This window comes from Haladaptatus paucihalophilus DX253, assembly GCF_000376445.1.
Taxonomy (GTDB): domain Archaea; phylum Halobacteriota; class Halobacteria; order Halobacteriales; family Haladaptataceae; genus Haladaptatus; species Haladaptatus paucihalophilus.
Genome location: NZ_AQXI01000006.1, coordinates 1 through 13,273 on the forward strand (window position 1 = coordinate 1; position 13,273 = coordinate 13,273).

The 13,273-nt window shown below is 55.1% G+C and carries 11 protein-coding genes and 1 pseudogene; 4 read left to right on the forward strand and 8 right to left on the reverse strand.

What is annotated here, in order from left to right; genetic code table 11:
• Positions 1-518: pseudogene (locus B208_RS23210) on the reverse strand (hypothetical protein); the annotation flags it as partial.
• A gap of 871 nt (positions 519-1,389) precedes the next feature.
• Between B208_RS23210 and B208_RS0122500 the strand changes: the two are divergent.
• The 3 genes from B208_RS0122500 to B208_RS0122510 all read left to right on the forward strand — a co-directional run bounded on the left by B208_RS0122500 (position 1,390) and on the right by B208_RS0122510 (position 6,644).
• Positions 1,390-2,955, forward strand: a complete 1,566-nt coding sequence (locus tag B208_RS0122500; RefSeq protein WP_018129197.1) for an ABC transporter substrate-binding protein — start codon at positions 1,390-1,392, stop codon at positions 2,953-2,955.
• A 136-nt stretch (positions 2,956-3,091) separates the two neighbouring features.
• Positions 3,092-3,892 carry a phosphatase PAP2 family protein gene (locus tag B208_RS0122505; RefSeq protein ID WP_007981194.1) on the forward strand — a complete coding sequence of 267 codons (801 nt, stop codon included), beginning with the start codon at positions 3,092-3,094 and terminating at the stop codon, positions 3,890-3,892.
• A gap of 1,552 nt (positions 3,893-5,444) precedes the next feature.
• Positions 5,445-6,644 (forward strand): orc1/cdc6 family replication initiation protein, encoded by a 1,200-nt coding sequence (locus B208_RS0122510; protein WP_007981196.1) that lies wholly within the window; start codon positions 5,445-5,447, stop codon positions 6,642-6,644.
• 75 nt (positions 6,645-6,719) lie between these two features.
• Here the strand turns inward: B208_RS0122510 and B208_RS25225 are convergent, their stop codons facing one another.
• The 7 genes from B208_RS25225 to B208_RS0122540 all read right to left on the reverse strand — a co-directional run bounded on the left by B208_RS25225 (position 6,720) and on the right by B208_RS0122540 (position 12,611).
• On the reverse strand, positions 6,720-6,968 hold the full coding sequence (locus B208_RS25225; RefSeq protein WP_007981197.1) for a DUF7576 family protein: 249 nt from the start codon (positions 6,966-6,968) through the stop codon (positions 6,720-6,722).
• Between the two features lie 51 nt (positions 6,969-7,019).
• Positions 7,020-7,175 (reverse strand): hypothetical protein, encoded by a 156-nt coding sequence (locus B208_RS24080; protein WP_154652465.1) that lies wholly within the window; start codon positions 7,173-7,175, stop codon positions 7,020-7,022.
• 35 nt (positions 7,176-7,210) lie between these two features.
• A complete protein-coding gene (locus B208_RS0122520) occupies positions 7,211-7,777 on the reverse strand; it encodes a metal-dependent hydrolase (protein WP_018129198.1) in 567 nt (188 codons plus the stop codon).
• A gap of 166 nt (positions 7,778-7,943) precedes the next feature.
• The gene (locus B208_RS0122525) at positions 7,944-8,639 is read right to left on the reverse strand and encodes a helix-turn-helix domain-containing protein (RefSeq protein WP_007981199.1); all 696 of its coding nucleotides are present in this window, start codon (positions 8,637-8,639) and stop codon (positions 7,944-7,946) included.
• Positions 8,640-8,804: 165 nt separating this feature from the next.
• The gene (locus tag B208_RS0122530) at positions 8,805-10,397 is read right to left on the reverse strand and encodes a bacterio-opsin activator domain-containing protein (protein WP_232423943.1); all 1,593 of its coding nucleotides are present in this window, start codon (positions 10,395-10,397) and stop codon (positions 8,805-8,807) included.
• Between the two features lie 1,159 nt (positions 10,398-11,556).
• On the reverse strand, positions 11,557-11,793 hold the full coding sequence (locus B208_RS0122535) for a UPF0058 family protein (protein ID WP_007981201.1): 237 nt from the start codon (positions 11,791-11,793) through the stop codon (positions 11,557-11,559).
• Between the two features lie 296 nt (positions 11,794-12,089).
• Positions 12,090-12,611, reverse strand: coding sequence for a plastocyanin/azurin family copper-binding protein (locus B208_RS0122540; protein ID WP_007981202.1), 522 nt, complete (start codon positions 12,609-12,611; stop codon positions 12,090-12,092).
• 151 nt (positions 12,612-12,762) lie between these two features.
• Between B208_RS0122540 and B208_RS0122545 the strand changes: the two genes are divergently transcribed.
• Positions 12,763-12,945 carry a hypothetical protein gene (locus B208_RS0122545; RefSeq protein ID WP_007981203.1) on the forward strand — a complete coding sequence of 61 codons (183 nt, stop codon included), beginning with the start codon at positions 12,763-12,765 and terminating at the stop codon, positions 12,943-12,945.
• Positions 12,946-13,273: the final 328 nt, after the last annotated feature.

A 13,273-nucleotide genomic window follows, 5' to 3' on the forward strand; every position in this document is an offset into this window, starting at 1 on the left:
CCGGTCACGACGAACAGGAAGGCGGGAGCGCGCACGATGCCGCCCGCGGAGAGGTGCCACTGGAGAACCGGCGGTGTCACCGCGAGGACGAACGTGGCGAACCCGGCCCGCGGCGTCGAGTCGAGGACCTCGTGAGCGAGATAGTAGAACGGGACGAGGTACAGAATCGTCACGAGACCTGGGAGGAAGCGACTGAGCGTAATGGGTCCGACGCCGGTCACGTCCATCAATATCGCCGAGACGTAGTACATCAGCGGCGGATAGCCGAACGGAACCCCGTCCTTCGTGTACAGCGGGATTCGAGCGGGAAGGCCGTACCCGTGCGCGCTGATTTCACTGGCAATTTTGAGATAGAGACCGGCACCGTATGCCGGATACGGATGAACCAGCAGGTACGTGAAATACACGAGGATTCCCGTCCCCATCGCCGTTGCGAGCCAGACGCGTTCGTCGCTCGCTAGCTCGGCTACCTTCGATACGACATCCCATTTCTGTCGTTCATTGACACCATGTGACATCAGGCTTCACTCCAACTTCGGTCGTGGACGGGCGGCGTTGCTCGTACAGAGGGACGGCCGCCTATACTTTCTTTCTGGCCGCTGTGCGCATTATTCTCACACGTACCGTTCCCGCGGATGGACGCCAGTGGGGTCATCGACGAAGCGACGACACCGACACTGGGTGGCACGCGTGGACGATACGACTTCGGGGAGGGCATCTTTTTCATAGCGTGTACGTGGATACTTTTTATTATCGCGTAGCTAAGCCGTTCAAGGACTGTTTGAATACAAAATGAACGGTGTAGGACTATCCTACCATAAAGCGGGAGCCATGGAACGATAGCGCGAGAGACACGTACGAGAAAATACGTCACAGTATACTTAATTTTGTGGTGGAACCGGTGTCATGGAAAATGTTCTCAAAGCTCATTCAGAAGGAAAGGGGAAGAAAGACGTTAAGTTATGAATAATAAAACGGCACGCCCGTCTCTCCGTAGATAACAATACCCATACTGTTTCGTTCGAGCAATCACTCTCATCTCAGCTCTCTCACGGGACAGTTCGCCAGCGGCGTGACGAGAACACCCTATCACCATGTCATCACACACGGAATCCGACCGACGTACCGTGGCGGAGTCCACATCGAAAACGGGACGGCGAGAACTGCTCGCCGCGCTCGGGATGACGCTCGGCAGCGGCTGTATCGAGGAGGCTCGGTCGTTGGTCAGTCGCGACAGTCCAACGCAGGTCTCTCTCTCGATAAAGACCCTCCCGGCGGACGCGGACCCACGCCCCATCCGTATCGCACAGTTCCTCGCGAAACAACTCCGTTCGGTCGGAATCGACGTCCAAGTCGTTCCGATGGGACGCGTCGAACGATGGCTGGGTCGTGCTCCTGAACCAGTCGTTCGACTGCTACGTCGGACAGCATCCCGGTATCGACGACCCGGACGAACTCCGGACGCTCCTCCACTCCCGATTCGACGCCGAAACGGGGTGGCAAAACCCGTTCGGTTACGCCAATCTCAGCGTCGATGATCTGCTCACTGCACAGCGAAAACAGAGCGGGAACAAACGGGAGAAAACGCTCCGAAAGCTACAGCAGGCGATCGTCCGCGACCAACCGTTTTCCGTCGTCGCGTTCCCCGACGAGATTCGAGCGACCAGAACGGACCGTTTCGACGGGTGGGAGGGATACGAGACGATTCACTCGCTCTTTGGGTATCTTTCCGTACGCGAGACGGGTACGAGGGGTGGCAGAGGTGGCGTCAAACCGCTCCGGATGACCATCCAAGATTCGGCTCCCACGGTGAACCTCAATCCGCTCGCGGTCGAGTTTCGAAGCGACGAAACGATACTCGATCTGCTGTATGACTCCCTCGGACGGCGGATAGATGGAAGGGTCCGCCCGTGGCTCGCCCGGTCGTGGGACTGGCAGACGTCCACAAGAGCGCCCACAGCGACGGTTCACCTCCGAGATGGACTGTGGTGGCACGACGGTGCCGCGCTCACGGCGGAAGACGTCGCATTCACCTACGAATTCCTCGGCGATACCTCGCTCGGGTCGCTCGAAAGTCCGGTTCCCGCACCGCGGTTTCGGGACGCCGTGTCGCTGGTGAAATCGGCGACGGCACTCGATGACAGGACCGTTCGAATTCGATTCGAGAACGCCAGTCGAGCGGTCGCAACGAAGGCATTTTCGACGCCGGTGCTACCGAAACACATCTGGAAGTCGAAGCACGAGCAGGCCGAAATCGCGGGATTCAGAGCCGACTCGACGACGACGAAGGCGCTCGTCTGGAGCAACATGGAACCCGTCGGAAGCGGCCCATGGCAGTTCAGCGATGCGAAGATGAAGAAGTCCCTGACGCTCGATCGGTTCGACCACCACTTCCTCCGACGTATCGAGACGGACACCGAGATGTTGGATTCGAACGGTGATTCGACGCCAGCGCCGGACTATATACACCGGTATGCGGGTGGTCCCGCGTTCGAATCGTTGCGATTCCGCGTCGTGCCCTCGGGAGCGGCGGCAACCGAACTCGTGCTAAACGACGAAGCAGACGGGACCGCGACTGGCGTGACCGCGAAAGAAGTTCGCGATATCGGTCGTGCGGAGAACGTCCAGTTACACGTTGATAAGTCGCCGTCGCTGTATCACGTCGGTTTCAATGCCCGAAAGGCGCCGTTCAGCAACGTTCGGTTCCGTCGAGCGGTGGCGCAACTACTGGACAAGAAATATCTCGTCGATAGCGTGTTCAACCAGTACGCCGAACCGGCCACGAGCCCGTTAGCCCAACACGACTCGCTCGCGCCGAAACTTCGATGGGACGGAACGGACCCGGAGCTACCGTACCCCGGAAAGGACGGAAATCTCAACGTGAAAAACGCGAAGAAGGCGTTCAAAGACGCGGGATATCGGTACACCAACGACGGAGAGTTATTGCAACGATGAGGAATCGAATAGAGACTCGAACGAGGCGACGAGCGATTCGAACGAAGCGACGGGCGATTCGAACGAGACGACGAGCGAACCTCGAAGGCATGAGACACGGGAAATCAACAAACGTAGAACACCGGAGGAACAGAGCGTGAGCTTAGCCGAAATCACCGGTTTCGTGCTCGTCGGGGAGATGCTGATGCTCGGCGTTGCGACGACGGTTGTGGTCGGACGGACGGGACTCATGCGCGCGCGAGAACAGTTTCGAGACCGACTGTTCGAGGTGTATCCACACATCGGCCTCTTGCTCGGTGTTCTCGTGGTGAACAAGGTCGCTCGCGAGTTCGGTCCCGAACTGTCGTGGATCATCGGTTGGAATATCACTAGTCGGATTTACGCAATCGAGGGCAACTTCGTCGGAACGGTCCAATCGGTCGCACGACCGGAGCTGACGACGTACTTCTCGTTCATGTACATCTACGGGTACGTGTTCATCCTCGTGTTTCCGTTCGTCGCCTACTTCGCGCTCGCGGACAGTAAGCCGTTGAAGAAGGCGGCGGTCGCGTTCGCGGTGAACTACGGTCTCGGGCTCGTCTGCTACATCCTGTTCATTTCCTATGGCCCGCGGAACCTGATACCGGACGTCGTTCATCCGCTGCTCTACTCGACGTATCCCGAATCACAGATACTGACCGGACAGGTGAACGCGAACACGAACGTCTTTCCCTCCCTCCATACGTCGCTGTCTGTCAGTTCCGCCCTGTTGGCGTACCAAACCCGGGACTCGTATCCCCGATGGACGCTCATTGCGATTCCCATGGCGGCGAGTATCATCGTCGCCACGATGTATCTCGGAATCCATTGGGCGACGGACGTCTGTGCGGGCAGTGTTCTCGGAGTTGGAAGTGTCCTCATCGCGGACCGCTACGTTTCGGACGATTCCCCGGAGTAGAAAATGGACGCACCGTATGTCAAAGTTAAGAACGGAGAGAGTTTCTAGAAATGAGACAAACGATCAGTAATTGGGATAGATAGGAAATGAATGACCAGTTTGGCGCAGTGTTGGGGGATAACAAATAGCATGGAGACACACACACCACGTTTCCAGTGAAATGGGATGAAGGGGTGGGTGGGGTGCAGATGAAATGGGGGTCGAACGGGGTATAACCGAGGATAAATGAAAATTATTTATCAATAAAGGAAAATACGAATTTGAAAGCCATGAAATCAATTGAGGGTTGAGAATTATGGGGGAATTCTGTGGACACCGCATTTCCAGTGAAAATTGAGGGTTCTAAAATTGTATTTTAGAATCGGAGAGAGACGGAATATCGAGGAGAAAGCCGGAAGGCGAGGTCAATTTACATTGTTGGAGAATCCCATTGAAAGAAGAATTTACACTGGAAACGTGGTCTCCCAAAAGGGCGAGCACCACGAAGTGAAAACACGACACTGCCGAAACGTAAGAACAACCCAGACGCACCGATCGGTAGTACAGACGGAAAACGCACCGATCGGTAGTACGGACAGAAAACGCACCAATCGGTAGTACGGACGGTAAACGCAGCGATTTCACTGGAAGTGCGGTGTCCACGGGAAAAACAGATATCGTCAAAAATGGATAGTGGTTAAACAGGGTTATCGTTCGAACACGCCCAGCCCGTAATGAGAGACTCCTAAATTAGAACACGGGAAGGACTGAAACACGATAATTCACCGGAAATGAGGTGTGCTACGACGTGAGGAATTTCACTGGAAACGTGGTGTGAATGGAACGGACGGAGAACGAATCCAGTGGACGAACCGACGGAGAACTCGATAGTTGCCGAACCAGGGACTGCACTGATCTACTCGTTATGTTAGAGGAACACACCATGTTTCCAGTGAAAGTTGACCGTGAGACGGTGAAAACGGGTTACAAGAAATAGAACCCCTATTTCGGATGCGACCACCCGTGATATTTATCACGGGTTTTAGATTATGGTGATTAACTTAATGGACTTTAACACTGTCTAGGTTTATAAATCGTTCTATTCCCTCCTATGACCTGCAGTATTATTGACTTTTTTACCGGCAATATAGTCCTGTTCCTTCTTCTACCCACCCACCCTTTCATCCCATTTCACTGGAAACGTGGTGTGTGTGTCTCGACTCAACTAGACAATCGACCAACTGAAATAACCAGCTGAAGATATATTGGGCGGCCAATGTGACCCAATATGATGGTTAACAATCATCGCGCTCGATGTCGTCCTCACATGATGCCTCTACGTCCCTATGTCATCGCTCCGCTATCGCTCCGCCATCGCTCCGATAGTAATTCGTGGGTAACGGACCGCGGAGGAAACAGACCGGACTCAGGGGAACGGTCCCGTTTCCGTCTCGATTGACGGGTACCCTCCCGGTCGGCCGTCATCCTCCCGGTCGGCCGTCATCCTCCCGGTCGACGAGCATCCGTTTTACGCCCGGAACAGTAAAGGGATTTCACTGGAAACGTGGTGTCCATGAGCGATGCCGACTCGGACGAACTCTTCTCTCGGGAGGACCTCATCTTCGCGAAAAAGGAACTCCTCGAAATAAACCATCTTCCGACTCACGGTCGAATCGTCGGTCGAGATGACGAAATCTCTGCTCTCGCAAACGCTCTGAATCCCGCGTTGTTCAACCAGTCCCCGAGCAACGTCTTGTTGTATGGAAAGACGGGAACCGGGAAATCACTCTGTGCAAAACACGTCTCTCGTCGCCTCGTCGATGAAGCGGACGAGGAAGGAGTCACCGTCGGCGTCGCCTACGTGGACTGCGCTCAAGATAGCACCGAGACACAGGCCGTCCAGACGATTGCGAGTACGACCAACACTCCGGACACGGACATCTCGATTCCCGATAAGGGTATCTCTACCTCGACATACTACAAGCGCCTGTGGCGAATCCTCGACGACCTGTACGATGTGGTCGTGATAATCCTCGACGAAATCGACAAGCTGGAGAACGACGACATCCTGATGCAACTCTCGCGTGCGGGCGAAGCGGGAAAACTCCACAACTGCAAACTCGGCGTCATCGGTATCAGTAACAAGATCAAGTACAAGGATCGGATGGACGAGCGCGTCAAATCGAGCCTCTGTGAGCGCGAATTCGTCTTTCCGCCGTACGACGCAAATCAACTGCGAGCCATCATGGAGGCTCGTAGCGACGCGTTCAAACAGGGGGTTTTGGAACCGGGGACGATTCCGCTCGCGGCTGCACAGGCCGCACAGGAACACGGGGACGCTCGCAAGGCGATCGACATCCTCCGATACGCGGGCGAACTTGCACAGGCAGAAAACGCCGAACGGGTCCGAGAGGAGTACGTGAAGAAGGCCCGCGAACGCGCGGAAAACGACCGATTTCGCGAGCTCATCCGCGGCGCGACGCCACACTCGAAATACGCGCTGCAGGCGCTTGCAATTCTTTCACTGGATAACCCCGACGTGGACGCGTTCCGAACGAGTCGGGTGTACGAAGTGTACGAACAGGTCTGCCGACAGATGGACAGCGACCCGCTTTCGACCCGCCGGGTTCGGGACCTACTCCGCGAACAGGCGTTCCTCGACGTTATCGAACAGGCACGTCAAAGCGGCGGGAGTGCGGAGGGTAGCTACACCGAACACAGACTTCTCGAAGATCCGGAAGTGGTGAAAAAGGTTCTCGTTACCGAGGAGTGAACTCAATAGGTTACCGAAGAGTGAATTCAATCGAATACAGAAGGGGATATCCTGTAGGAAATCGAACGCTTCTCTTTACTCTCGCCATCGCTTTCGGCATCGCTCGTCACAGAACGCGTGAATCCGAAATCCGGTTCCATCGTTATCGGCGACCACGGGATGCCATCGGTCGGTCTCGACCCTCGAACCGCAGTAGGAACACGTTTCGACGTTCGCTTCAGTTTTGATGTTTACTTCCGCTTTGATGTTCGCTTCCGCTTTTATCGATTCAACCGTTCGCGTGTCCCGCGTTACGAAGCATCCTTGTCCATCGTTCCCGCTCATCGCTCTGTTCTTGCTTACCACACAATTCTATTCAATTATATAATTTTCCCTTCATCTACTATCGTGGAGCAGGCAACTGAAAATTTGAGTAACTACCGAATTATTTACTATTGACTTCGCCTCTCTCCTCATCTCCCTTCTCCCCTCCTCTCCTCTTTCTCCTCCCCTTCCCCTCCTCTCCTCTTTCCCATTTTCTCTCCTTCCCATTCTTTAATTCTCCGTCAAACAAATCTGTGTACGGCTTACGTTTCGATATCCGTTCCAGATTCGGATTCGAACCCCAAGTCGCGATGAACGAATCCCAGCGTGTAGGCGGGAACCGGGTCGGCAATCCGCGCTTGCTGAACCGCTATCTGGAACGTTATTACGCCGAAGACGAGGAGTGCGAGGTTCGCTGATTGGTTGCTCGCGTAGACGAGATCGAACGTGTGTGGTTTCTCAAGTAGCGGATACAGCGGTTTGATACCCATTGGCGTGATGACATCCCCGGCGAGGTGACAACAGATGCCACCGAATCCGGTGACGAATCCGTAAAACGTCTCTTCACCTTTTCCGGCGAGTGCGAGCGGTTCAAAACGGAACGCGACGAGGGCGAGTACCCCTCCCGCGAGAAACGCGGCCCAGATGGTATGTGTAAGCCCTCGATGTGCGAGTTGTGTGATGCGAAGGTCGATATCGGGCGCGAGTCCCATCGGGAGCGCGGTTACGACTACGATCTTCGCTGCTCGTGTTTCATCCCGCGCGACGAGACCGAAAACGACGAATCCGAACACTGACAGTACGATTCCGAGGTGACCGATAGGGTTCATGCGGCCACCGTGTGCTTGACATCCCCTGACATCGAGCAGTACTTTGTATCATCCTTCCCAAAACGTACGGCTTCAACCGTGTACGCTTTAAGACCCGAATCAGCGGTGGTTGAGGACGTCCAGGGCCCCCTCTCGGTTGCCTTTCTCTCTCAGTTGCTTTTCTCTCTCAGTTGTCTTTCTTCTTGACTGCCAACGCGCTCCCGATGAGTTGCTCCGTATCCCTTCGGAGTCGCTGCGAAATCGCCGACGTGGAAATGTCGAGTTCGTGCGCGAGTTCGTTCTGTGAGATTCGACGTGGAATCTCGTAGTACCCGCACTCGAAGGCCATCCGAAGTAGTTGCTTTTGTTTTTCAGTCAGCCCCACGACGTCCGTCTCCTCGTGATCCGTCGCGTTCCCGAGTTGGTTGACGCGAAACGTTACGTCGTTTTCCAGGCAATATTCCCGGAACGAAACGAGCGCTTGTCGAGTCGGTATCTGCATTCGGACGACCCAGCCGCCATCACCGCTCTCCACGTCGAGAATCCGCGCGTCGAGTTCGGGACATCGTGGCGCGATGAGCTCGACGGTAGAAATCGGTTCGAGTCGGTACACGCGACGACCTTCGTACGTTTCGACTAACACCGGGTCGGTGACCGTGTAGTCTTGCTGTAGTTCTCGCTCGAACGTCTCGAACTCTTCACCGCGGACCGAGATGAAGAGGTGCTTCGGCGTCGTTCCGGTCAGGTGTTCGGTTTCGATGGTGACGTCGGTGACGGATTTGATAGTAGGAGAAAGAAGCAGGTCCGGACCTGAGAGAGATACTTCGGCGATAATATCATACAGTTGCCGTTTGATGCCCGTTTCGTCGCTGTTCGTCACCATTGATGTCGATTTCGTCAAACTGTCAGGGTGTGGCTGATTAGTGACATTGTTGGATTCTCCGCTCATCTCTTTTGTATATAATTAACGGCCGACTGATGGATGTTATAGCTATATTTGTAGCCAGTTTCCCCCCGTCCTTCAATATGTATAAATCCGGTCTGATATTCATCGGTCTTCGAACAGCGCGGTAAGCAAGTTTCGTTCCGATGCACGCAGATGACGGTTGAACGTCGGTTGTGAGACACCGAGCGATTCGGCGATTTCCTGCCCGGTACTTTCGCGCGGCCATTCGAAGAACCCACTCCAGTACGCCGTTTCCAGCGCTTCCGATTGACGGTCGGTGAGTCTGTGTCGTAACTGCGCTCGAAAGTCCTGTTCCGTCTGTACCGGGCGATTTCGCTTTCGTCGAGCGATGAGTTCCGTGTTGTCGTAGTGATTTTGAAACGTCTCGACGAAGCGCCGAACGTCGGCCGTCTGTGGGAGTTCGACCGTGAGTCTCGCTTCCGAGCCTTCCGCGGTCGCAGCCTTCGGAACTGCACCGTGGTCGAGCAACAGGGAAATCACGTTTGACCCTGTTATCGTACATTCGAACAAATCCCGCTCGTCGTCTCCTGTGACGTGTCGAATGTCGTTAATGACGAGTGATTGGTCGGAAAACGAGACCACCGATTCCGGAGTGGTCCCCTCCGTCGTGAAAAATAGCCGAAGTGTATCATCCGTCTCGCGGATGACGCTCTCGAACTCGAAGCGACAGTCGGCCATCTGAACGAACTTGATGAGCGTGAACTGCGGGTCGCACACTCGAAACTCCAATTCGACGGCACTGTCGCTGACTAGTGCTTTTTTGCTCTCGACGGCGTTGATGGCGTACCCGGCACCTTTCCCAATATCTTCGAGCAGTGCTTGTTCCGCGTCGTTGAACACGTCCGGGTTGCCAGTGTAGACGGTGAGGACGCCGTAGACGCTTCCACCGTAAATGAGCGGAACGCTAACCGCGGCCCTGTATCCTCTCTTCAGGGCTTCCTGTCGCCATGTTTCGTACGGTGGGTTGCCGAGCAAGTCGTCGTCGATTGCCGGCTCTCGTGTCCGAACTGCCCGCCACGCGGTCGTTTGGGCGGTTTCGCTGTTCGTCTCCGAGAGTTCGTCGAGAAATGTCTGTTCGTCTCCGACCCACGTTCGTCCGGTGAGTTCGTCGGTCGTCGCGTCGTACTCGCCGATCCATGCGAACCGATACGGGGACGAGTTCGTCAACCGTTTACAGACGTCGTATTCGATATCGCTCCGAGTATCCGCTTCGACGAGTGCGACGAGGATGTCTCGAATCACCGCTTCTCGACGTTGGGTGCGTTCGAGCGCCGTCTCCGTTTCCGATAGCGCCGCCTCTTGCGTGGTGAGTTCCCACTCGCGGTCGAGACGGGTGAACGCCGTTTCGGCGTTCGAAATTACCATCTCAACCAACGTCGCCTTCGTTCTGTTGGCGTCGGTCTGCGTCTCCTCGGCGACTATCAACGCTCCGTGCCGACCGAGTGGAAAGGCGATCTGACGAGTATCGTTCGCTTCGTCGTTACTGTACTCGGTACGCCGTTCGCCCTCCAGAAAGGCTCGCCAGCCCAATCCACCGTCGGTGTCGAACAGCCGTTCGTCGGGTTCGGAGACGCCTTCCCACGCAACCGGCCGAAGCGCGCCTTGTTCGCTATCGTATCGCGCGACGATAGCGGCCGAGTAGTCGAGGTCCGACTGTGCTATGTCGACGGTCATCTCGGCCACTCGGTCTTCCGTTTCGGCGTCCATCAGCCGTTTCAGTGAATCCTGTACCGCCGAGAGCCGCTTGCGATGACGTATCCGATTCCCGAGACGGTTTACCCGCTGTACTAACGCCTGTCCCTCGCCTGTGAAAGGAATCCACTCCGCTAACTCCCTGTCGAGAACGTCTCGGACGGTCTCGTCCACCCTCTCGGATACGAGGAGGCGTGTAGTAGACGGAGACGACCGTCGAACGTCCTCGAAAAACGACATTACATCCGTATCGTGCGTAGTCGTACAGACAACGCAATCAGCCATCTCGAGTATTTCGTCGGAGATGGGAGTCGTTGCGGTTTCGACGAGGACGTTCGACCGCTCTCGAAGCGTCGTTATCACTCTCTCGTCGTCAGCCGGGGGTACGAAGAGGATACGAACTGCTTCAATCATTGTTTTTCTTCGCTGAAGGGATACCTTGTACGACCGGCGATACTACCTTATTCTTCCGATTCCAGGCAGTTACCGCAGGGTCGATGTTTGACGGCCAATCCGACCAATCTATCTGTACACCCTTCTATGAGCGAAATTTGTAGCCGGACTACCTTAAACCCAGAAATCTATTTCAGATGGTTTCAGATCGTTTCAAACTCCATCAATGTACGGCAGTCAGCTTCTATCGCGGATATCTCGAAGCTGAATTTTGAATTTCATATCTCTGTGACGTATAGGTGTACCGCCTGTCGTCAACCGACAACGGCATACCTCTCTGTAATCTGAATAGAATGGATTCTCCAATTATCATTCGAATCACGACCCCTCGCTTTTTATCCACTTCGTGATTTTCAACCGGTCGCTCGATTCGTTCCTGGCGGATCCACTCTCCCCCGGTACCAAACCACTTCCCATTACGAATCTAAGCGGATGTGATGTCGATCTCCGGGAAATCGCATGACGGCGTTGACTTTTCCCTATTTAAACTCTATTTCGATATACTAATTCCCTCGCGGTGGTCTCGCGCTGTTGCTGTCTTCGTCAGCCATCAAAATTTTTCCAGTCAACCCGGCGTCGGTTTGCTAGCGATGGGATGCGGTCGCTCTCGTGTTTACTACGGTGAGAATTCGGTACCGATAGCTATCGCTCGCGCCTCGTCCAGTTCTCCGATACTTCTATGTAGGAATTAGTCGGCGTGAGGGGCGACCGTTTCGGTCTCCTCGCTCATCATACTCGTCGTGAGATCGTTTGCCAGTTTGAGCACTGCTTCTCGGTGGTCGTTTTTCGAATGGTGAATAGAAGTTGGCCGCGTCGTTTGTTCGTCGTATGCCGAGAGGTCGAAAGTAGAATCGGTCTGTGTCTCAAACCGGTTTCGTACTTCCGAAAGCAGTCCGTGCAGATGAATAAGCTCTTGTTTTTTCATCCCGACGACAACTAATGACCGAACCCCTATAGTATTTCCTTGAGACATCCTCGCATACGATGACGTGCGGAATCGGACGGAGCATTTCGTCTCCGTTTTTACCCGCCGAATACTGATTGTGAAAAAGAAAAACTCGGTAGCAGTTTTTTTGCGTTATCGGTGAGCGCCCTGAACCCTGACTGTCTCGGATTCGGTTGTTCGACGGACGGTTCTGGGAGCGACCCAACTGGGGCTATCCGAGGGCGGATCATTCGTCGAGAGGGGGACTGGTGTTTTCCTCGGTTGCGGTCACGCTTTCACCCGCTAAATTCTTCGTACGACACCGACTCCTCTTCGAGGATCGGCTTCGTCTTCGGAACCTCTCCGTCCGGTGGCATACTGCCGTCGGCAGGGCCGCCCGGTTTTCCGACAATGATGCGTCCGACCATTCCGAGCGGCTTGTGAGGAATACAGTAGTAATCGTGCGTTCCGACGGCGTTGAACGTGTGTTCGTACGATTCGCCTTTTTGGAGAACTTTGCTTCCCCACGCGGGGGCATCCTCGGGAATCCGAGTGGTTTCGGCGTAGATGTTGTCTGGGTGGTAGGCCGACGCCGAGTGGTTGCCACTCTTCACGACGAACGTCACGCTATCGCCCGGTTTGAGATACAACCCGATCGGGTCGAAGTACGACCCGTTTCCATCGGTTTTCATCTCTACCGTGGTCGTTCCGCCTTCTGGACCGGACGTCGGCGTCGCAATCTCGTCGTCCCCGTTGAGCGTCGAACAGCCACCGAGCGCCGCGACGCCGACTGTGGCGACGAACTGTCGTCGATTCATACCGATTGAATTTCGAGTGTATAATAAGTGGGTTCCGATGTGGCCAGTGCGCCAGTCGCCCGTCTGCCGTTCATTCTTCCGCCGCTCATCTTTCCGCCGATAACCCGTCTGCCGCTCTTTTTATGCTCATACCGACCGAAGTGCTAACGGGATGTTGGGACAAACAGGGCGATTCTGGGTGGGTGCGGCTCTGTTCCTGATCGGTGCCGTGCTCCTCTTCGAGAATTTCGTTCCCGGCGTGAACGCACCGCTGATACTGGTCGCGATCGGGGTGTTGGTACTCGCCGTCGGAACGCTCATCATCGCTGTTGCACGCCGACAGCGCCCCGTCTGAACTCGGTGCATGGTCGCTGTGCTGTCGCCACCGGTAGGTAGTGGCTTCGTTGGCACGTCGCCCCCGTCGTCGAACTGCGCTTATCGTACGCGTCAAGCACTTCCCACGTCCCGTCAAAACTGTCCATCCTCTCAAAACCATCAAAACCATCAAAACCATCAAAATCATCTATCCTGTCCACTTGTTACCATGCCTCCTATTCCACTCGTTACCACTCCCACTCGACCTAACTGAACTAGCAGAACTGTAACAATCGACAAAACAATCATAGCTGTCCAAACTATCAAAACCGCCCGCCCCCTCCAGATACGCCCGTTTCTCTTCGCCA